Annotated in this window: 19 protein-coding genes; 12 read left to right on the forward strand and 7 right to left on the reverse strand. The window is 46.3% G+C overall.

Features of this window, described 5'->3' with window-relative positions; all coding sequences use genetic code 11:
* Nucleotides 1-6: 6 nt before the first annotated feature.
* From D9Y29_RS06890 to D9Y29_RS06905, 4 genes are all read right to left on the reverse strand, one after another.
* Nucleotides 7-3,627: a SusC/RagA family TonB-linked outer membrane protein gene (locus D9Y29_RS06890; protein WP_164735300.1), complete on the reverse strand. Its 3,621-nt coding sequence runs from the start codon at nt 3,625-3,627 to the stop codon at nt 7-9.
* A gap of 293 nt (nt 3,628-3,920) precedes the next feature.
* Nucleotides 3,921-5,117 carry a FecR family protein gene (locus D9Y29_RS06895; protein ID WP_127126355.1) on the reverse strand — a complete coding sequence of 399 codons (1,197 nt, stop codon included), beginning with the start codon at nt 5,115-5,117 and terminating at the stop codon, nt 3,921-3,923.
* 70 nt (nt 5,118-5,187) lie between these two features.
* Complete coding sequence (locus tag D9Y29_RS06900; protein ID WP_338143005.1) at nt 5,188-5,787, reverse strand: RNA polymerase sigma factor; 600 nt, start codon at nt 5,785-5,787, stop codon at nt 5,188-5,190.
* Between the two features lie 379 nt (nt 5,788-6,166).
* Nucleotides 6,167-7,018, reverse strand: a complete 852-nt coding sequence (locus D9Y29_RS06905; RefSeq protein ID WP_127126359.1) for a type IV toxin-antitoxin system AbiEi family antitoxin — start codon at nt 7,016-7,018, stop codon at nt 6,167-6,169.
* Nucleotides 7,019-7,489: 471 nt separating this feature from the next.
* Between D9Y29_RS06905 and D9Y29_RS06910 the strand changes: the two genes are divergently transcribed.
* Nucleotides 7,490-7,861, forward strand: coding sequence for a hypothetical protein (locus D9Y29_RS06910; RefSeq protein WP_127126361.1), 372 nt, complete (start codon nt 7,490-7,492; stop codon nt 7,859-7,861).
* Nucleotides 7,862-7,874: 13 nt separating this feature from the next.
* Nucleotides 7,875-8,807, forward strand: a complete 933-nt coding sequence (locus D9Y29_RS06915) for an extracellular catalytic domain type 1 short-chain-length polyhydroxyalkanoate depolymerase (RefSeq protein WP_164735301.1) — start codon at nt 7,875-7,877, stop codon at nt 8,805-8,807.
* Nucleotides 8,808-8,814: 7 nt separating this feature from the next.
* Here the strand turns inward: D9Y29_RS06915 and D9Y29_RS06920 are convergent, their stop codons facing one another.
* Both D9Y29_RS06920 and D9Y29_RS06925 read right to left on the reverse strand, forming a co-directional pair.
* Nucleotides 8,815-9,579, reverse strand: coding sequence for a LytR/AlgR family response regulator transcription factor (locus tag D9Y29_RS06920; RefSeq protein WP_127126365.1), 765 nt, complete (start codon nt 9,577-9,579; stop codon nt 8,815-8,817).
* A gap of 2 nt (nt 9,580-9,581) precedes the next feature.
* The gene (locus D9Y29_RS06925; RefSeq protein WP_164735302.1) at nt 9,582-10,577 is read right to left on the reverse strand and encodes a sensor histidine kinase; all 996 of its coding nucleotides are present in this window, start codon (nt 10,575-10,577) and stop codon (nt 9,582-9,584) included.
* A 173-nt stretch (nt 10,578-10,750) separates the two neighbouring features.
* On the opposite strand from D9Y29_RS06925, the gene D9Y29_RS06930 reads away from it, so the two are divergent.
* The 8 genes from D9Y29_RS06930 (at nt 10,751) to D9Y29_RS06965 (ending at nt 20,026) form a co-directional block, all read left to right on the forward strand.
* Complete coding sequence (locus D9Y29_RS06930) at nt 10,751-11,002, forward strand: hypothetical protein (RefSeq protein WP_127126369.1); 252 nt, start codon at nt 10,751-10,753, stop codon at nt 11,000-11,002.
* Between the two features lie 12 nt (nt 11,003-11,014).
* Nucleotides 11,015-11,782 (forward strand): sterol desaturase family protein, encoded by a 768-nt coding sequence (locus D9Y29_RS06935; RefSeq protein WP_127126371.1) that lies wholly within the window; start codon nt 11,015-11,017, stop codon nt 11,780-11,782.
* Entirely contained in the window at nt 11,779-12,006 is a 228-nt protein-coding gene (locus D9Y29_RS06940) for a hypothetical protein (protein ID WP_127126373.1), read from the forward strand. The genes D9Y29_RS06935 and D9Y29_RS06940 overlap by 4 nt, the downstream gene beginning before the upstream one ends.
* Nucleotides 12,007-12,489: 483 nt before the next feature.
* Entirely contained in the window at nt 12,490-13,092 is a 603-nt protein-coding gene (locus tag D9Y29_RS06945; protein ID WP_127126375.1) for an RNA polymerase sigma factor, read from the forward strand.
* An 88-nt stretch (nt 13,093-13,180) separates the two neighbouring features.
* Nucleotides 13,181-14,257, forward strand: a complete 1,077-nt coding sequence (locus D9Y29_RS06950) for a FecR family protein (protein ID WP_127126377.1) — start codon at nt 13,181-13,183, stop codon at nt 14,255-14,257.
* A 164-nt stretch (nt 14,258-14,421) separates the two neighbouring features.
* On the forward strand, nt 14,422-17,769 hold the full coding sequence (locus D9Y29_RS06955) for a SusC/RagA family TonB-linked outer membrane protein (RefSeq protein ID WP_164735303.1): 3,348 nt from the start codon (nt 14,422-14,424) through the stop codon (nt 17,767-17,769).
* 11 nt (nt 17,770-17,780) lie between these two features.
* Nucleotides 17,781-19,340, forward strand: coding sequence for a SusD/RagB family nutrient-binding outer membrane lipoprotein (locus D9Y29_RS06960; RefSeq protein ID WP_127126381.1), 1,560 nt, complete (start codon nt 17,781-17,783; stop codon nt 19,338-19,340).
* A 5-nt stretch (nt 19,341-19,345) separates the two neighbouring features.
* The gene (locus D9Y29_RS06965) at nt 19,346-20,026 is read left to right on the forward strand and encodes an N-acetylmuramoyl-L-alanine amidase (RefSeq protein WP_127126383.1); all 681 of its coding nucleotides are present in this window, start codon (nt 19,346-19,348) and stop codon (nt 20,024-20,026) included.
* 198 nt (nt 20,027-20,224) lie between these two features.
* Here the strand turns inward: D9Y29_RS06965 and D9Y29_RS06970 are convergent, their stop codons facing one another.
* Entirely contained in the window at nt 20,225-20,971 is a 747-nt protein-coding gene (locus D9Y29_RS06970) for a DUF4397 domain-containing protein (protein WP_127126385.1), read from the reverse strand.
* A 313-nt stretch (nt 20,972-21,284) separates the two neighbouring features.
* On the opposite strand from D9Y29_RS06970, the gene D9Y29_RS06975 reads away from it, so the two are divergent.
* Both D9Y29_RS06975 and D9Y29_RS06980 read left to right on the forward strand, forming a co-directional pair.
* Entirely contained in the window at nt 21,285-21,698 is a 414-nt protein-coding gene (locus tag D9Y29_RS06975; protein ID WP_127126387.1) for a hypothetical protein, read from the forward strand.
* Between the two features lie 146 nt (nt 21,699-21,844).
* Entirely contained in the window at nt 21,845-22,273 is a 429-nt protein-coding gene (locus tag D9Y29_RS06980) for a hypothetical protein (protein WP_127126389.1), read from the forward strand.
* Nucleotides 22,274-22,278: the final 5 nt, after the last annotated feature.

Genomic DNA, 22,278 nt, shown 5'->3' on the forward strand with positions numbered 1-22,278 from the left:
TATGTTTTAAAATGAAATATTGATGCTACCGGAAAAGGTAGGTCGTAATGACAGGTTGATATTAGGCGAGGATCCCGACTGTGCCGGGTCCTGGCCCCTCAGCATTTTATTGCTCAGGATAAACAGGTTGGTGCCGGTGATACTGGCGTAGGCCGAACTGAGTCCCAGCTTCCGGATCAGTTTATCCGTGAAGTTGTACCTGAAAGAAGCGGATTGCAGTTTCACATGATCGGCACTCACTAACCTGACATCGGAATTATCATACATATCATACACGCTTCCACCAAATGAATAGGCAGTTGCAGGGAACATATTCCACCAGGGCGTATTCAGATTATTGTCAGCCAGTAATCCCGGAATATTGGTGTAGGCTTCATCACCGGGCCTGCGCCAGCGTTGAACAAACTCTTTACGCAGGTTCTGTTGTGGATAGGCTATCGCTGATGCATACCCTGAAGCGATCTTCAGCATGCGCACCTTGTTACCCAGAGAATAGGTGATGTTGAAAGACAAACCGAAGTTGCGCCAGCCGAAATAGTTGGCAATCCCACCCTGGATAAAAGGTTCCCTGCGGCCGGATTCGCTCATCACCGCCAGGTATACATCTTCCCTTTCCATTTGTGAATACATCTTCTGGTATTCCGCGGCTTTGTCGCTTTCCGATCCGTAAAAAACAGGAGATCCATCAACAGGGCTCAGGCCTTTGAACTTATAGGAATAAAAAGTATTCAGGGGTTTTCCTGCAAGCTGAACTGATCCATCCAGGAAATTCCTGTAGGTCACATTGTCCACCAGCACATTGTTCCGGTTGTTGATAGTCCTGTTCAACACCTTGTTCAACACCTGTCCCAGCTGCGGATCGATCCGCCATACAAATCCGCGGCGTTCCCTGTTGAATCCTGCATTGTCTACGGCAGTGATCCGTAAGGCCACTTCCACTCCTTTGTTTTCCAGGGTTCCACTATTGATCACATATTTTTCCACGCCGTTGATCTCCGCCACTGTTTTATCAAGGTAGGCATCCTTTGTTTTTTTGTAGAAGTAACCTACCGAGCCTCCCAGCTTTCCTTTGAACAAGGAAAATTCAACAGCCACATTGGAAGATGCAGTACGCTCCCACTTGAGGTCAGGATTGGGATAATTGACGATATTGGAATAGGGTTCATTGTAATAAACATTGGTGTTGAGATTCTGACGGATCACCATGTAGGCAGATTGGCCAGGCAGCATATTCCCCTGCCAGCCCCAGGAAGCCTTTAAGGCCAGTTCATTGATCCAGTTCTGGTCTTTGGCAATATCATCTTTCATGTTCCAGCGGCCTGATACTGCCCAGATAGGCAGGAAGCGGTTGTTGGACCTTGTTCCAAAAAGATTGGACTGTTCTCCCCTGATATGCAGGTTCAGGAGATACCTGTTATTCCAGGAATAGCCGGCGGTACCGAACCAGGCGAATTCATTCGTCAGCTGCCTGTCGTAATATCCCAGTGCAGGTTTTGTAGACATCCACTGGTTATAATATCCGGTAAATGTGGTAGGCACGATATCGAAATAGCCACCCATCTCGCGGAAATATCCTCTCCTGGTAATGTTAAAACCTTTGTACTCGGATGATTTGATCTCTATACCACCAGTTGCCGTCAGCGAGTGCCTGCCGCCTTCACCCAGTGACGTGATATAGTTGGTCTGCAGGCGGGCGGTATAATTGTTGTTGCGTGTTTCATACTTCTGCAGTTCACCGCCTACAGGGGCAAGATCCCATCTGGCAGTCTGGTCAGCACGGAGTTTGAAAATATAGTAGGAGTTCCTGGTGTAATACACTTCCCTGTCGTTGCTGCTGATACCATACGCGAACGTGCCTTCCACATCCAGCCCCCTGGCGAGTCTTACTCTTAACAACGCCCTGATATTGGTAGCGAGCAGGTTGGTAAGATCGTTACTGTTATCCCGCTCATTCAGGATATTGTAATTATAAGAAAGTATGCCATTGGTTTGCGGATAATAAAACAAACTTCCGTCGGGGTTATATGCAGGCATGGTACGGCTGGTATTGTACGCATAGTTCATGATACCCAGATCGGAAGGAGTATAATTGCGGGTGGAATAATTTCCGGAAAATGAGATCTGCGCCAGGAATTTCTTGTAGTCTGCCGTGAGGTTCAGCATGGAGGAATAGCGTTTATTGCTTTCGCCCTTGATCACACCGCCTTCATTCTGGTATCCCATGGACGCATAATATTTGATCTCGCTGGAACCGCCGGAAAGGCTTAACGTGTGGTTATGCGAAAATGCATCCTGGGTGATAAGGCCCAGCCAATCGGTATTGACGTTGGCATAATAATCACTCAGGCGTTTGAACTCATCATAATTGATATTGCCCTTGTAATAATCCTGCAGGGCGCTTTCATAACCTGACCACTGGGTGATATTGTTGTATCGCATCCCCCGTTCCACCATTTCTTTGGAAACATCCATTCTTTCCCTGGAATTCATCATATACATGCTCCGGTCTGAATACCTGGGACGTTGTGTATAACCGGCAGTCATGGAATAGGTGATGGTGGGTTTGCCGGTCCTGCCTTTTTTGGTGGTGATCACAATCACACCATTACCAGCCTTTGCGCCATAGAGTGCGGTGGCGGAAGCGTCTTTCAAGACATCAATCTGATCAATGTCCTCAGGATTTAAGCCGGCAATGGCGTTGCCCAGCAGGTTTACAAAATCAAGATCATTGATCTGTTGTGGATCTACATTCACCGGATCAGTGAGCACAATTCCATCGAGTACCCATAGCGGCTCCCTGTTGCCGAGAATGGTGGAGGTTCCGCGGATCCTCAGTTTAGGGGCAGCCCCAACCTGACCGGAGTTCTGCATGAAGATCATTCCGGATACGCGGCCTTCGAGCAATTTGTCAACCGTATTGATGCCGGGAGTCAGGATGTCTTCCATCTTGATAGTGGTAACTGCGCTCGTCAGTTTCCTTCTGTCAATCTTCTGGTAACCGGTATTGGCCACGATACTCACGTCTTCCAGTTTTGTTGCGGAAGGCTTTAAATTAATGACCAGGCTTTTGGGGTTGTTGAGCATGGAAGCGGTTACAATGATGGTAACTGTTTCATACCCGATATATGAAACGGTAAGGCGGTCGCCTTCCTTTGCATCTATGGTAAATAAGCCCGTGATATCTGAAGTGGTGGATACTTTGCCGGCGCGGTGCATGATGGTGGCGCCGGAAAGCGGATGGCCCAGAACATCCTGAACGATACCACGGAGAGGGTTAAAGAGATGGATGGTTTCTCTATAACTGATGGCATCTTTATCCGGTTGCCGGTCAGCCCTCGGAGAAATGAAGATACTCTTCCCTTTGATGCTGAACTTAAGCGCAGGCTGGAACCTGAAAACCTCTTCGAGAAACTGTTCAACAGAAAGATTTGAAGCCTTCACCGTAACAGGTTTCGATAACCGGATAACAGACTCGGAATAGAAAGAGAGAAATCCTGTTTGCTTTTTGACAGTCGCCAGAACTGATTCCAGTGAAACGTTCTCACCGGAATAGTTGACATTTTGAGCCACTCCTTTTGCACAAACGTTCAGGCAGCAGGCAGTTAATAAAATGAATGTTAGCCGCATTACTAACAGAGTTTTGGTTATGTACCGGCGCCCTCCATGGGCCGACCATGTACAATGAGCAGTTTTTTGCATACATTGCAATGTTTGGGTGAAGAAAGCAGTCTTGGAAGAGACCTATCAGTTTTTGGTAATCCAAACTTATTCCGGAAGAGCTTCAGACCTCTTCCGGTTTTTTATTTGGAGAGCAGTGATCGTTTAATGCATCTTACTTTTTAGATTGTTGGTTCTATGATGAGCTTTGTTAAGCTGTGAATTGTTCGTTCCATGCTAATGGCATGCAGCATGCAGCGTGGTCAGAGCACCATGAGTGTTTTTCCTTCCATCCGGAATTTCACTCCCATTTCCGTCAACACTTCCAGTATATCGGAGAGATTGACATTCCTGTAAAACTCTCCTTTGAAAATGATATCCGGCACATTGTTACTATACACCACCCGGATATTGTACCATCTTTCCAATTGCTTCATTACCTGTCTTAGATTAGCGCCATTGAACTCGAATATTCCATTTTTCCAGGCGAGGATCTGGTCAGGGTTAGGGATATTGAGGATCTTTATTGGCTCAGCCGCCGCCTGAGTAAATTGAATGGCCTGCTGACCAGGCTTCAGGATAACTGCCGTTGCTTTTTGGTCAACCTGCGCGGTCTTCTCATTGATGACGGCAGGTAACATTTTTACACTTCCACTGATCAGCGTAGTTTGAATATTTCCTTCATCACCATAAGCATTAATGTTGAAACTGGTGCCGAGCACCTGTACTGTTGACTGACCATCTATATCCACGGTAAATATTTTGGACCTGTCCTGCGCCACTTCCAGGTAAACCTCACCTGTTACTCTGATTTGCCTTTTCCCATTATTGAAAACAGAAGGGAAACTGATACTGGAAGCTGCGTTCAGCCAGGCTTTTGTACCATCGGGTAAAGTCAGTTGGTATTGCCCTCCGTTGGGTGTGGCCAGCTTTATCATTTTTCCTGCATCGGCCAATTGCTCGCCGTCCGAATAGGCAATGGTTGCTCCTACGGCGATACCCGTTTTATCAGAGGAAAGGTCAATTTGCTTATCGTCAACAGTCAGTACCGCTTTGTTGGTACCGGGCAGGATGCCTGACGAAACAATGCCCGGACCAGCCCCCGGGGCTGACTTTGTCCGCATGTCAGCAGACAGCATTACAACGGTTGAAATACCGGCGATCAAAATGGCTGCGGCTGCATAACGGACCCATGACCGGCGATAAAGAGGAACAGGTTTTACGGGGGGTGATTCCCGGGACATGCGCTCCGCCTTCAACTTCTGCTCCAGGTTTTCCAATACATCGGGGAAGCTGAGGTCATGTCCCCCCCATTCTTCCCAACTGTTTTTCATTGCCTGCTGAAGCACTTCATCGTTTTGCGGATCCTGCAAAAAACTGCGGAACACGGTCAACTCTTCAGGAGTTATACTTCCCTGGAGATACCTGTCGATATAATATTCAAATGTCTGCTTTTGCATTTATTGGTATAAGAGTGTATGATTTTGGGAAAGAGGACAGGTCGGACTGAAAAAAAAGAAAAATAATTTTTTACAGTACAAAACCGGCCAGGATAGAAATAATGATACCGGCATTTTTTTTCAGATAGTGCCTTAGAAACACCAGCGCTTCCACAATATGTTGTCGTACCGCACTACGGCTGATGCCCAGGCGTTGGGCGATCTCTTCGTAGGTAAGGTCTTCTTTCCTGCTGAGAAAGAACACCTCCTTTCGGCGTGCCGGCAATTGGTCGATACCCCGTTGAAGGATCTCCATTAACTCTTTGGATTCGAGTTCCTGCTGCCCGGTTTGGCCATAGGTAAGTTTATAGAGATGGTCAGGATTTATTGGCTGGCTACCCAGCATTTGCTGTTTTAAAGCGGCTTTGGCCCTGTTCCTTGTGATCACGAATATATATCCGGGGAAATTATCAATCCCTGTGATGGTATCCCTGTATTTCCAAAGGCTTGTAAATATGTCCTGAAGGATTTCCTCAGCCAGCTCAGGCTGTTTCAACCAGTAAATAAGGTATGAGTATATACGGTTGGCATAGCGGTTCATGATAATGGAAAATGCCCGCTCATCGCCACGAGCAACTTGCTCTAGCAAGTCTCTCTCATCGTCCTCGATCTGTAAGTTGCTGTTACCCAATATGTAGCATTAATGATTGCTGGCGTAAATTAGAATATTTTTGGGAAACGAAATTACAAAGGCAGATTGAACCTGCAATGTAAGGACCTCCGGATCTGCAGAGTTCCGAACATCAAAGATCCGTAGAATTGTTGCAAAACAGAAAAGGTATTGAGTAACATACCAGTCTTTACCGGATGATCACTAACCCTACTCTATTGCAATGGACAATAGCCTCAAATCATTCAAAAAATGGTTCGAAAATTCTCCAATTCCGGCAACCCAGGTGGAGAGATCGATTTTGACATCGGTTTCTCCATTTTTGTTTTCGCCCAAATCCGCTTCCCGCGGATCTTTTTCGATTACCGTATTGCTGAATCGACAGTTTAAACAATCAATTTCATGTAGCTGGCACGTCATGAATACCGGCAGACAATGCAGGCCAGTAAGCATCGGTAGTTTTCTCATCTAATATACCAAGGATACGTTCGCGCAGTTTCGGTGAGTTGGCTATCTCATGATTTCGACTATCAAAACTATTAGCCAGGTCCGTGTATACGACCAAAGCAGGAGCAACATTGGCTGGTGCCGGAATATCATTGAATGCAATACTCGGCGGCAGGATGCCCCAAAACTTTTCTAATACAATAATCTCCCCTTCCATATCTGGCACGATACGATGTTTTTTGATTATGTCATTGTTTTCATAGTCTACATAAATGGTGAAGGTCTCCCAGGCCTCCTGGTCTGCAGATCTCAGGAAGCGATAAAAGCCGCCTTTGAGCCTGGGGCGCATAGTAGCGCCGTAAATGCCTGACCAGCGGCTGATCAATACATCATGATTGATGAGTATCATTTCACCGTCGATGATTTTGACGTACTCTTCTTTGTGAAGCTCTTCTTTTAACTGACCGATATTCCACACAGCAATGTCAGCGGCTTCAACAACTTCCCGGTAAGGCGCATTCAACAACTTTGGCTGTTCGATGATAGCTAATAAGAATTTAAGTCCGGTTCGTTTCCAGAGCTTTCCTGGAATCGCTTCCCGGACAGGTGTCACCTTCTGATCGGAAATATATAGAAGGAGTCCCGGAGCTTTAATGGAACAATTACCAGCAGACTCAAGGTAATTGATCCCTACCTTTACAAAATATTCTTTGATAGGTTGGGGAATGTACCTGGCGACCAATAAATAGTTCTCCTTGTCTCGACCAAATCTTTCAATAATTGGCAATACCTGGTCTTTTCTCAATTCCCCTTTTATTTCAACATCGAAGGCACGAGTGGTACCTACTGACGATATCGAAATATGCGCATCAGTAATTTTAGAGACTGCCTGATTGTCCTGGTATATTCTTATAAGGTCTATACTTATTCACATCAACAATTTTGACTTGATTCAAGTACCCACTCAAAAAATCTTGTTGCTTAATGAATCCCTGAAAGATAACATTATCTAATAGCCCCGGTCAGGGGTTTACGTCCTAAACTCATTTGCTACGACTTTCATACCAAGAGGCTGCAAGGGCAAGCTTTAACCAGGTCACTCCATTGGCTAACAATTTCAAATCACTGAGAAAATGGTTCGAAAATTCTCCAATACAACACCAGCTTCCTTACCGGGAAATCCCCCGCATTTTACATCCCCCGATTTGTCCTTTTCATCGAATTTCTTCCAACAACTCACTCCATTCTATATCATATTTACACAAAAAAATTTGATATGAAAACATTTTACAGGTTCGCTTTTTTAATCATCGCAGTAATTTTCTCAATGCATGTAAATGCACAATCCAGGCTCACGGAAGAACAGAAAAAAGAATTGAGTGCGAAGTTCGAAGAGTATAAAGCAAAGCTCAATCTCTCCGACACCCAACAGGAAAAAGTAAAAGCTATCAACACTACTTACTTCGAAGGACTTGCATCGCTGAAAGAATCAGGCGGCTCTAAACTCTCCAGGCTGAAAACCCTCCGTAAGATCACAGATGAAAAAGACAAACAAATGAAAACAGTATTGGATGAAGGCCAGTATGAAACCTACAAGAAAATGCAGAAAGAAATGCGTGAAGAATTCAAAAAGAAAAGAAAACAATAAAACAGTTTTACAAATGAAATTCTTAACTGACCTGATAACAGCTGCTTCCCTGTTCTGTGTGTCTTCCATGACCACGGGTTGCGACAAGGATACAGCACCTCCGCCGCGGCATTTTGAAGCCATGCTATCTGTGAACGGGATGGGCCGCAGCTACCTGGTAAACCTGCCACCCACCTATTATTCTGATACCAGCTCCAGATTCCCTATGGTGATCGCAATGCACGGTACAGGAGGCAATGCCGCCCAGTTCGAAAAAGATTACGGGTTCTCCCAAAAAGCAGACCAGGCTGGCTTTGTAGCGGTTTATCCCAATGGCGTGGCCAGCAATGGCGTATTGCGCCTGCGCACCTGGAATGCCGGTACCTGCTGTGATTTTGCCATGAAGAATGGCATCGACGACGTATCATTTATCAGCCAGTTGATCGATAAAATGACCGGAAATTTTAATATCGACCCCAAACGGGTTTATGTAACCGGTATGTCCAACGGAGGTATGATGACCTACAGGCTTGCCGCAGACCTGCCGGATAAAATAGCCGCCATCGCTCCCGTAAGCGCCTCCATGGTGTATACTCCGCCTGCCAATCAGCAGCGCCCCGTGCCAATCCTTGAACTGCATTCCGTACACGACAGGATAGTTCCTTATCATGGTGGCACCAATGAACTCGGTTATTATTTTCCACCTACAGACTCCGTATTGAATGTTTGGGCACTACGCAATAACTGCATGCCCGATGCAACGGTGGTAGTGGACGATGAAAGATATAAACAATTGAAATGGACTAACGGTAACGGACAGGCTATTATTGAACATTATGTTACGCAGGACGGTGGGCATGCCTGGCCTGGTGGCAAACAGGTAAGGGCCAAAGCGGATGTACCTTCACAGGTGATCAATGCAAATGATCTGATCTGGACATTCTTCCAGCAATTCAATCTGGAATAAGATCTCTTCAGCGCTGCATCCATGCCATCAACTCCGGAGCCTTCATCTTACTGATGATGATCTGCTCCGGAGTTTCCACATTTAACTTCAATACCAGCCGGCGGTTGAAAAAATGCTCGGCCATCACCACCGCTTCCCGGTTTACCAGATATTGACGGTTAGCCCGGAAGAACTGGTTGGGGTCCAATTGCGGTTCCAGCTCATCCAATACTTCACTGATCGGGAAGCTTTGTTTATTCCTCGTATACACTCTTACATTACCACCGGCAGAATGGATAAACAAGATGTCGGTGGTCCTTATGGGAATGATCTTCTCGTTACTGTAAACCAGCAGACCGCTTTTATATCCTGTATGCAATTTTGAAAGAGCTGTTTCCAGCTGCCCGTAATCGATGTCCCGCTTTGGTGCTATCCACTCCTTCATCCTTTCATATTTCTGAAGGCTGGCGGCCAGCTTATCCTCATCAACGGGCTTTAAAAGATAGTCGATACCGTAGGAATTGAACGCTTCTATGGCATAACTATCGAAAGCTGTACAAAAGATAACAGGGCATGTTATCTCTACAGATTGAAAGATCTCGAAACTCAGGCCATCGGCCAGCTGGATATCCGAAAGTATCAACCGGGGAGAAGGATTGTTCCTTAACCAGTCAATACCTGCTCTTACAGAAGGGACCATACCTGTCACAACAAGATTGTCGTCAAGCCGCTGCACCATAGCTTTCAGCTCCCTGGCTGTTTTTGCCTCGTCCTCTATGATCAGTATATTCATAATTATGAGCTTAACAAAGGAATCCGAACGCTGAAAGATGCAGCTGTCTCCTCCACAACAATATCCAGACCAGCCAGCAGCCGGTAACGTTCCCTGATATTGTTCAACCCACTGCCCAGGCTTTCCCCTGCCTTGTTTTTCTTCTGAACAGAATTGGTCACTTTCAGCCAGTCTCCCTCCTCCGTTCGGATACTAAGGCTGAGTGGAGAACCGGCCGTTGCTACATTGTGCTTCACGGCATTTTCTACCAGTAATTGCAGGCTGGCGGGTGGAAGCCGCTTTCGAAGGTCGCCATCAGCAATTTCTACATGAGTCACCAATGCATCTTCAAACCGCTCATTCAATATATGCAGGTAAGCCAGTGTAAAGTCGAGTTCCTCCTGCAACGCCACCAGGTCGGCCATCCGGTTGTTCAAAAGGTACCGGTATACTTCGGAAAGCCGCTGTATGAATTCCCTCGGTGCTCTTTCATGCAGCATACTTCGTAATGTTCCCAGTGAATTGAACAGGAAATGCGGACTCACCTGTTCCTGTAAAAGGCTGAGCCTGGCCTGCAGGTTTTCCTTTTTCAACTGTTCGTTCTCCAGTTCAGATTGCCGCCTCCTGGCAGACATCCGCAACAGGTACGCAATAAAATATAAAAAACCTCCAATAACCAAGCCTCGCATCAGCAAGAGGAAATTCACCGCCTGTATGCCCCTCGGTAAGGCATCCACCCGGTCCTGTACTTCCGCGAAATGGCGTGTAATAGTAAAAGGGAATAGCGAAATGATCATACATCCGGCAATGGCCAGCACAGCTTTCCAGCCATAACCTGCCGGTTTCCTCCACGTCAACACATATTGTATGAACAACCAGCTTAAAAAGGAATTCACAAATGAAGAAGAAAATGTCAGGACCGATGCACCGATATCCTCCCGGTTCAGCCGCATCACATATCCCATCGATGCAATAAAAAATGATATTACCAGTCCTGTGACCGGGTAAAACTTCTTCATACTACAAACATACCAAATTGCCGGGCGGAAAGGATGAGGCCAGCCATGAAAAGGACAAAATGAAATACGAATGCACAGGAATGGATTTTTTTCATCGGCCAATATGGCCTTCTCATATGGTTTCCTGTTTTCAGGCCCTGATCCCCCTCCTATTTTTGAACAAATTTTACTGTATGAAAAAGACAGGTATTTCATTGATGATAGCATTGAGTATGCTGGCCATGGAAGTAAAAGCACAGACAGTGATCGTAAGGCGGCCTGTACGTCGTGTAGTGGTAGTGCCTCCGCCTGTAAAAGTGGTGGTGAGACCCACGCATGTTTTTGTAACCACCAGGCCCGTATTGGTAAGACCTGCACCAGTTGTAGTGTATGTAAAACCACCTCAACGGACAGTAATCGTAAATAAAACTGTTATCTGCCACTAACAATACTATACTATGCAAACATCAAACTACAGATTGTGGATCACAACGCTGCTACTCATCCTGATCATAGCAGAAATGATCTGGAGCTGGCGAAACGATAGAAAAATGTACCAGGTGAAAGACACTTTCAGCAACCTGGGCATCATGGCAGGATTTCAATTGTCGAAACTGCTGTTTGCAGGTTTGCAGATAGGTATCCTGTCGTGGTTCTACCGGCACCGCTTATTTGAATTTGATCCCGGACTTTTGCTGTTCCTTCTCACTTTTATTTTTACCGATTTCGTATACTACTGGTTTCACCGGGCATCACATGTTTGGAAACCGCTTTGGGCCTTTCACATAGTGCATCATTCAAGTTTGTACATGAACCTCACTACCTCTTACAGGCTCAACTGGTTCTCTGCCATCGTCACTCCATTTTTTTATGCCCCCATGGCACTGCTTGGATTTCCACCGGTAATGATTGCATTATCGGTAGGACTGAACCTTCTGTACCAGTTTTTCATGCACACCGAGGCAGTGGGTAAAATAAAGCCGCTCGAAGGCATATTAGATACGCCATCCGCCCATCGTGTGCATCATGGTTGCAATGCGTTGTATATCGACAAAAATTTCGGCGGTGTGCTAATGATATGGGACAGGTTATTTGGAACGTATCAACCCGAAACCGAGAAAGTGCAATACGGGATAACTACAGGGTTTGTCAGTAACAATCCATTTGTACTGGTATTTCATGGATTTATTGACCTCTTCAAGGGAAAGATGAAACATAAAGGATGAATACAAAAGATATTTTTGGCATTGCCCACCACATGAAACAGCAGCATCATACGGGTACCTATTTATTGATAAAGATTATATTGCTGACGGCATTACTGGCAGGTGCTTACTACTGGTATGTGTATTCAGTCTATTTTTATGGCTACTGCTATTACTTCGATTTTGAATATTATTACTTCAATGATGGTTATAGTTGCGCCTGCTGTTGTTCATTTGGCAATTGAATGATCGGCCATTATCGCCTGCTTGTGCCGTGCAGGGGCAAACTTTAACCAGGTTACTCCATTGGCTAACAATTTCAAATCATTGAGAAAATAGTTCGAAAAATCTCCAATTCCGGCAACTAAAAAGGACAAGGATGGACATCGACCGGGTATTGGGCCAATAACAATCCTGCGTTTATACAGGAATGTTATTTACGGGAGCCTGAATTCTATGGAAAAACCAATTTCGACACGCGCCAAAGCAGTGAGATCCGTGGAATTGGAATCTATTCTCATGTACAGTTCAGTTTCACCGATAATGACTTTTACCTTCCCGGAGAGAAAAAAATCGCCTGGCAACGACCATCCCCCAAAACTCCAGTGATGCCCCCACCACACCTCCTCCATTATTTCCGGCTATTACGCCAATTAGTGGAACAGCGGAGAATTCCAGATAAGTTCCATAAATTGTAGAAGGCAACAAGTTGCCCACCAAAACTGAGAATGAACTACTATCTGCCAACCGAGACAGAACTGATCGATGCTTTTCACAGAAGCGATCAGAGGGCCGACAGATTACTCTTCGACCGGCATTTCAGGGCTCTTTGTGTGTATGCAGAAAATATTACCGGCAATATGCCGGAGGCCGAAGACCTGGTAGTGATAGTTTTTCAAAAGATGATGAACAGGCGGATTGAGTTCCAATCCAGTTCAGGCATTGCAGCCTTTCTCTACACTTCAACAAGAAACGCAGCCCTCAACGCAAACCGTAATAATAAACAGCGGACCCTCGCCAAAGAAAAGTTCCTCTATCTTGAAGCAGTAGCTTCCTCACAAAAAGATAACAGCCAGCAAGAGATCATCATGCTCGAATTGCTTTCTCATATTTACCGGGAGATGGAAAACCTACCCAATAAATGCCGCACCATCTTCAAACTCTATTTCCTGCAGCACATGAGCTCCGATGAAATTGCAGGATCATTAGGCATCAGCCCCCAAACGGCCCGGACCCAAAAAGCCAGGGCCATCCAATTACTCAGGATAAAGGTTTGGAAGAGAGCACAGCAGCTCATCGATCTTATACTGATCATTTTCATTCTCCAATAAAAAAATTTACCAGCTGTTTTGGATGAATGCTCTTTTTGCGTGTCTTCTTTCATGAGAAGATCTGATTATTTCACTCCATGCTTTACCGATGCAAACAAAGCAGGTTGTAGAACTATTGACAAAACACCTGTCGGGTGACCTCACAGAAACCGAATCTGTGCGGCTTACTGAATGGATACAGGCTTCAGAAGAGAATGCCACTCTCTTCCACAACCTGAATGATCCAGATTTTCTCGAAGCCCAATTGTGCAGGTTTGAATCGGTAAACGCAAATCGCAGCTGGAAAAAGTTAATGGACCTGCAAGAAAACGCAATCAGCGTACAGGTCACTCCCCGAAAACCCTTTTTGAAAAAGATATGGCCACTCGCCGCAGCAGCAGTAATACTCCTCTTGTCTGCAGTATGGCTGTTTTCAGGCGACCATTCTTTTTTCAATAAGAATAGATCCTTCAAAACACAGTTAGGGGAAAAGCTGAACTTCAGATTGCCCGATGGCTCTCAGGTGATCCTGAACAGCGGCAGCCATCTTTCCATCACAGAAGGCTTCAACAAAACCAACCGGGAAATCCATCTCACAGGAGAAGCTTATTTCGATATCGCCCCCAAAGCATCCCTTCCATTCACCATCCACACCCGCGCTATGAAGCTTAGCGTACTGGGCACGGCCTTCAATGTAAGGGCGTATCCTGAAGAAAAAGCGGAAGTAACCTCGCTGCTAAGGGGAAAAGTGGAAATAACTGTCCCGGAAAAAAATAAAGGTGCAGCACACCGCTTTATTCTGGTGCCTTATCAAAAGCTGATAGTTGAAAAACAGGCCGGCACCAATAAAAAAGAAGTACAAGGCAAGAAAAGCGTCGCTATAGTCCCCCATGACATCCAAATTGACAGCCTGAAGAAAAACCAACTGGGAAGCATCTCCGAAATAGCCTGGATGGAGAACAGACTTGTTTTCGATAATGAACCCCTTAGCTCCGTTGCTGCCAGGATTGAAAAATGGTATGGCATAAAAACCATCATAGAATCACCTGAACTGGAACCAATCACGTGTACAGGAAGCTTTGAAACGGAACCACTGGATAAAGTGCTGGAGAGTATGCAGTTTTCCATTCCAATGCTGAAGTTCAGAAAAGTAGAAGACAATACAGTTTTGATACTGTACAAATAAACAAAAGGAATGCACTTTCACACCCTTTCGGAATTTGTACGAAGCAGACCGGATAACCCTCATCCTGCTTCTATTGTTAACTATAAACCAAATCAGGTATGCAAAATTGCAAAGTCCCAGGACAGGCACCCGCCCGCAATGCAATGAAAAAACTGCTTCTGACTATGAGACTCACCGCCATTTTTCTTTTAGCATGCAGTCTACAAGTAGTTGCAAATGTAAATGGACAGGACGCCAAAGTGACGCTGAAAGCAAAACAGGTCAGCCTGGAGAAATTTTTCCGGCTGATCGAAAAGCAAACAGCCTATCATTTCTTTTACAGCGCATCCATTATTCCAGTAAATGAGAAAGTGGATGTGAATGCAGTGGACGAACCGGTAAGCAGCGTGCTCAACAAGCTCCTGCCCGGTATCGGGCTTCGTTACAAGATGATCAGCGACAAAGTGATCAGTATCACCATTGATGATCATCGTACGCCTGCACCACCACAACAGATCAATGGGATCGTCACCGATGATAAAGGCGATCCTGTAGCAGGCGCATCGGTAGTACTGAATCCCGGCAACCGCGGCACCAGTACCGGTGCTGATGGTAAATTCGTTTTCAATGCCGTAGAACCGGGTAATTACACCATCGAAGTTTCTTTTGTTGGTTATATTACCGAATCCCAAAAAGTAACAGTGTCTTCCCGTACAGTCAATCTTTCCATCAAACTTACCGGCGATGACAAAACTGAAACTGCCGTAGTGGTTACGGCATTCGGTGTAACGCAAAAGAAAAGGGCTTTGGGCTATTCCGTTCAGGAAGTAAAGAGCCAGGCTATCACAGAATCACATCAACCCAATATCGTGAATGCCCTGCAGGGAAAGGTAGCAGGAGTACAGATCACCAATTCCGGCGGCTCACCCGGAGCTTCATCCATCATGCTGATCCGCGGCGGTACTTCACTGAGTGGCAATAACCAGCCATTGTATGTGATCGATGGTATACCCATGGACAACAGCACCGCCATTACCCAGGGCAACAATATGGTAGCCAGCAGCGCACCACCTTCCAACAGGGCTATAGATATTAATCCTGAAGACATTGCAAGTATTACTGTATTGAAAGGCCCTGCCGCAGCAGCACTATATGGTCTGCGCGCCGCTTCAGGCGTAGTGATCATCACCACCAGGAAAGGCGCTTCAGGAAAAGCCACATTGAACTATTCAGGTACGCTCTCAACAGATAAAGTAAGCCGCTTACCCGATATGCAAAACATATACAAGCAGGGTGAGCAGGGCGTTTACGACCCCGCTGCCATCGGCTCCTGGGGTCCCACTTTTGGTCAGGGAGAACCGATCTACGACAATCTCGGTAACTTCTTCAAATCCGGTTTTGCACAAAGACACGATATCTCCGTCAGCGGGGGAACAGATAATTCCACCTTCTTTGGCTCTGCCTCTCTCCTGGACCAGGACGGTATCGTTCCTTCCACCAGCTTCTCCAGGAAATCCTTCCGCCTTGCTGCCGACTCACGCCTCAGCAGCAAATTCAAGATTGGCGGCAACGCCAGTTATTCGCATACAGACAGAGGTTATGTACTGCAGGGAAAAGGTGTATCAGAAACTTCCTCCACCACCACCAGCGGAGGCGGCACCATGATGGGCGTGATCTTCTGGCCCAGGAATGATGATATGCGCAATTATCTCAATGCAGACGGAACACAACGCACTATCGTGGGAACAGACAATCCATACTGGGGTGTGGAGCACAACCCGCTTTCTGAAAAAGTAGACAGGATGCTCTTCATCGGTAATGTGGAATATGACCCCTTCAAATTCCTCAACGTTACCTACCGCCTCGGAACGGATTATTTCACCAGTTCCTTCTCCAGTGTAAGAGGCGCAGGTACAACCATCATCGGTGAAGAAAAAGGAGCCATCGCCAACTCCACCCGCAAGAATCAGATCACTACTTCCACCTTGCTGGTCACGGGAAAACACTCGATCAAAGATTTCAACCTGAGCCTTACCGTTGGTAACAACGTAGAAAGCTTCCAATCAAATACCGAGTTCGCTTACGGACGTAACTTCATCGACCCCAGCTTTCCCAGCATCAACAATACCTTACCAAGCGACCGCCTCACCTCCGGCTCCATCCAAAGAAGAAGGATCGTGGGCCTCTTCGGTGATCTGAGTATCGACTGGAAAGGGATCGCCTATTTGAATGTAAGAGGCAGGAACGACTGGTCTTCCACCCTGCCGGTAGATGCACAATCTTTCTTCTACCCTGCAGTGAGCGGCACCGTGATAGTAACTGACCTGCTGGATGAATTTGGCATGAAGCGCGAAGGTAAAGTGCTTTCCTATGCAAAGGTCCGCGCATCCTGGGCAAGGGTAGGTAAAGATGCGCCTCCACATGTGCTGGCCACCACCCTTTCCAATGTGACCAATACATTTACCATCAATCCCCGCGGATTCATTCTCAATGCCAATAATTTCTATGGCAACCCTTCACTTCGCCCGGAGTTCACCAATTCCATCGAGATCGGCGCAGAAGCAAGGTTTATCGATAACAGGCTGGGACTGGATTTCACCTACTATCGCACTTTGTCTGACGATCAGATCCTGGGCACCAGGACTCCACCCACTTCAGGCTCATTCCTTTCTTATCTGAACGGAGGATCCATCGAGAACAAAGGCATTGAAGTGATCCTCAACGCAACTCCTGTTAAGAGTAAGGATTTCTCCTGGACAGTGGACCTGAATTTTGCCAGGAATAAAGCCACTGTGAAATCATTACCCGGAAGCCTGGACCGCGTTGAACTGTCTGATGCCTGGGCCGCAGGCAATGTAGCACAGGGCGCCGCTTTCCTGAACGGAAGCCTCTTCGGTATCAATGGTAACGTCTGGAAACGCAATACCGCCGGAGAACTGCTCCTTACAGATGCCGGCTATCCGCAAGTACAATCCACCCTGAAACAGATCGGAGACAGAAACCCCGACTGGCTGGGAGGTATCACCAATACGCTCAACTACAAGAATTTTTCACTGACCTTCATGTGGGACCTGAGAGTTGGTGGAGATATTTATAATGCTACAGAAAACTATCTTGTAAGGTCTGGCCTCAGTACCAAAACGCTAAACCGTGGCTCAACACAGGTATTTGATGGCATCATCGAATCTTCAGGAAACAAGAATACCCAGAGTGTTGTACTGGACCAGAACTTTTATGAAACCCTCTATCCATTCCAGGGATATGATTTTGTGGAAGATGGTTCGTGGTATCGTTTACGTTATGCAACGCTGAATTACAGTCTTCCAGCAAAGTGGCTGGGTAAAACACCTTTCAGCAGGGCAATGGTTTCCATTACCGGCCGTAACCTAATACTCATCACTGACTATTCAGGCGTGGACCCTGAAGTATCAGGCAGCGGTGCAGGTGTAGGCGGAAGCGGTTCCTTCGGTTTCGACAACCTGGGTATCCCTGCAACACGTGGTTTCGATTTCAGTTTGAAAGTAACGTTCTAAAATTCAGGATCATGAAAAAAACAATCAATCATATCATATTAGTTGTATCATTTCTGGCAGTGGCGGGTCCTTTCAGCTCCTGTAAAAAATTCCTCGATGTAAATAAAGACCCGAACAACCCCACGCAGATACCGGCGCATACCAGGCTGATTGGAGCGATTACCACTTCCAATGGCTCCTCCATGTGGAGAGGCGCCCGGGAAATGGTTGGCGTAATGCAATACGGCGCCACCAAACTAACCACCGGCTCTAACCGAAATGCAGAAACCTGGCGCTTTACTGCCAGCTACTTCTTCTGGCAGAATGCCTACGTATTCACAATGCCCAACTGTGTAGACCTGATCGTGCTCGGCAAGAAAGAACAGAATTATCATTTCGCAGGTGCAGGCTCCGTATTGCTGGCCATGAACCTGGGCATGCTGGCTGACCAATACGGTTCCATCGTGGCAAGCGATTATTATGACGGCGTTTCGCAGATCAAACTGCAGCCTAAAATGGATGATCAGCAGACTGCGTATAAATACATCGATTCTTTGCTGACAGAAGCTATTAAATTCTTCGGCATGTCTAATAACACGCCGCTCAACTACAGCGGTGGCGATATCATGTTCAATGGAGATGTGAACAAATGGACCCGTTTTGCATGGGCCCTGAAAGCGAGATACCTCAATCACCTCTCCAAAAAAGGCAGCCTGTATGATCCCGCAGCCATCATTACAGCCTGCGGCAATGCCTTCAATGCAGATGGCATGGATGCACAGTTCCCCTATATCGCGGGCGCGCAACAAACGGATGAGAACCCATTCTCCAGCTGGGGCGGATTTACCAGCGCAACCGATCCCCGCTATTTCACCTGGACGCAGTTCTTCGTGAACATGCTCACCAAATTCCCTGTAACGGAAACGCCCTATGAGGATCCCAGGATCCACAAAATCATGCAACCGGCGCCTTCCGATGGTGAATACAGAGGTCTCAGATCTGGCGCAGGTTTGGCCGGCGGCATGGACGGAACAGGCAGTTTCACCAATGCAGCTGATTATGGACCCTTCAGCAGGAGTGGCTTTTACACCAATGTGACCTCTCCCTTCCCTTTCATTACCTACTCCGAAGTGAAGCTGATTGAAGCGGAAGCAAACCTTCGTTCCAACAAAAAAACAGAAGCGCTCAATGCCTACCGGGAAGGAGTAAGCGCAAACATGCGTAAACTCGGTGTGAGCACAGGAGATATCAATGCCTACTGGAGTGCACAGAATGCCGATCACCTCGAAGATCATTTCGATAACCTTACACAGGGCCTCAGCCATATCATGCGTCAGAAGTATATCACACAGTGCCTGAACCCCGAAACATGGGTGGATATGCGCAGAATGGATTACAGCAACGATATCTACGGGCCCTCATTGCGCAGGCCAGCCAATATCAACACAGTGATCTTCGATGCAGCCAATAACAGCCAATGGATCCGCGGTATGGTTTATGAAACCAATGAACAGAACAGGAATCCCGAAGCGGTTGGCGACAATTCAGAAAAATACAGACTGCTCACGCCACTATGGTGGGATAAACCCTGATGGCAATGATGAAACTACTATCGATCGTTCTGTTGGCAGCTTCGGCGGGCCTTGCATCCTGCTCACGTCCCAGTTTCAGGGTGCTTGAAAAGCCGATCGTATTCGATGAAGAAAGGAAACAGCTTTCACTCGCTTATATGGAAGAACGTCATGGTATCAAAACCAGTAAACCCACCATCCAGCCCAGGATGGTGGTGTTGCACTGGACAGCCATACCATCGCTGGAACAATCCTACGATGCATTCTATGCGCCCACATTGAAAGGCGGGAGAAAAGACATAGCCGCTTCAGGCAATCTCAATGTTTCTTCGCATTACCTGATAGACCGTGATGGCACTATTTTCAGGCAATTGCCAGATACTGTTTTTGCCAGGCATGTGATCGGGCTGAACTATTGCGCCATCGGTGTTGAAAATGTAGGCAGCAATAAGGAGCCACTCACACGCGCACAGCTGAAATCCAACGAAGCGCTGATACGCTATCTCAAAAAGAAATATGATATCGAATATGTGATCGGGCATTATGAATACACGCTGTTTGATGGCGATCCCATCTGGAAAGAAAAAGACAAGAATTACCGGACAGTCAAAACCGACCCCGGCAAAGGATTCATGAGAAAGATCCGCCACCGGCTGAAGGACCTTGGCCTGAAAGGCCCGCCCACAGCAGCTCCAGACAGTCCATAAAAGGGGGTGACTAAAAAGGGCGGAGAGTTGGCAGTCGCTCGCCTCCGGCGAGTGACTTCTATTTGTTCGCCTCCGGCGAACTCCGCGTCGCCAGAGGCGACTAAACAAAACTCACTCGCCGGGAGGCGAGCGAGTGGGCACGGCGAAATGAAATGTAACAACCTTTTTAGTCAGCCCCTTATTTGTTGAATGATTTGATTAACTCTTCGACGGATCATCTGTCAATGTTCCATTCGTTACAAATTTGATCTGCACTTTAGTATTCTCATCGGTTGCTCCCGGTACACCGGAAAGTAGAATTGTGTACACTTTTTTAGCTTCCACGGAAATGGTCCTGTTCACATCCACACCATTATTGCTTTTCACTGCAATGGTGATCTCACCGGGCGCTACTTCTTTGAATTCACTAACTGTTGCATACGCAGCATTGTGGTTCACCACAGAGCTGCCACCTGATGTGATGGTCACATTGGCTGTATTCACAGAATCTATAACTGCATTGATATAACGCACAAATGCTTTGCCGGATGAAGCAGACAGACTGTCGAAATTGTCTGTAGAGATCACGTTCCTGTAATTGCTATCCAGTCCCACCACGAAAAGAGAATAATACTTTCCCTGTTCGAAGCTATGATTGGAAGCAACCAGTGGTGTTGAAGAAAGATAATCGAATGCACCTACCGAACGGTTACCAGTATAAATGTTTTGGTAAACACCTGTGAAACTCTGGTATGCCAATGGTGAATTTGTGAGTGAATTACCGGATAATCTTATCACGAGCGATTGCTGGTCTGGCGCAAGATTGAATGCCATCAGGCCTGCCGCAGGTATCTGGGAATTGTCGCCATCATTATCCTTCAGACAGGCCGAGAACAATACTCCTGCTACAACCACCGCTATTACGGGCAACAGACTTTTCCGGAAGCAAGATAGGATCTTGTTCATGTACTTAAATTTTTAGATGAATGAATTGATATAACTACAGCAGCAGAAGAAATGGCCGACAGGAACTTAGCATTGATAAGGAATGTAAAGTTACAACATGGTACAAACTCATGACAACAGAATGGGACTTCAAAAAGTTAACTGAATGATAAATATCCCACAGGGTCTGATTTTCAGGCCCTTCCGGGGAAGGGTCTATAAATAGCTTTTCTATTTAAAAAGTGTAAAAATGGAATTCAGTACAATAATCTTTAAAAAAGAAGCTTATGACGTTGTATGATAGAAGAATAGACAAACTTCGCATTTTTGTGTTATGGCCAAAGGAACGAAGTCCAAACCACAATCAGCATTTGACACCTTCAAGGAGGTGACTACAAATGAAACCAGGAAGAAGAAAGACTTCCTGTACCTGATGGTGAAGATGATCGGCCCTGCCATTGTTGGCGAATTCATAGACAGTAATTCCGACACCATCTGGTCAAGAGTGGAAAATCCTGGTATGTTCAGGCATAGCGAAATTAAGGTTTACAAAAATGCCCTGGGTATTACATATGAGGAATTCAGCCAGATCCTGGACAACCAGGAGGAACATAATAAAACTGAAAGAAAACACCGTCGACCAGTGGGCCGGGAAAGATACCAGATCGAAACTGGAAAAACGCCACGTTCAACGAAGACCAGGGCTGCATCAGTTGCAGCCGGCAAAACAGGCACAAAAAAAGCATAAGGTTAGGGCATTCAATGCATCAGCACTCCTTTCAATTTCCTTTCTTTCAAAGCAAGATCAACTGACATTAAACTTATTGTAACGGCAAAACAGTTGCCGGATGGACCCATTGTTCAAGTATTAATTCATTTAATGATCACTGTTATATGGACAGTAAAAGATTTGAACTTCAGGAAAGTGAAAATTCCCCGCTCTTCAGGGAGCCCAATTACGCCTCTGTTGAGTTGCTGCGGCAAGTAGCAGCAAGCGGTAATATCGATACTGCCACGCAGAGCGTACTTGCCAGGAATCTGGAAGAAGATGCAAAGCACTACAGGGAACTAACTACTTACAATAAGAAGCAGCTCTTCAGGTATTATACACGGCGTGACTGGCATACCCTATTCAGGGTCCTCCTCATCATAGGATACAATCTTGCCTGTATTCATTTCACCAATGGCCGGCCTGACGCCTCCTTCATGATCTGTTCCAATTCAGCGATCGGCGCCGCAGCTTTCAGAGACAGGTTGCGGAACCTGGCATGGCTCAACAAATGGAAAAATCAAAAAAATGGCAGGGGAAATGGGGCTGACTAAAAAGA

This window comes from Pseudoflavitalea rhizosphaerae (assembly GCF_003991355.1).
Classification (GTDB): domain Bacteria; phylum Bacteroidota; class Bacteroidia; order Chitinophagales; family Chitinophagaceae; genus Pseudobacter; species Pseudobacter rhizosphaerae.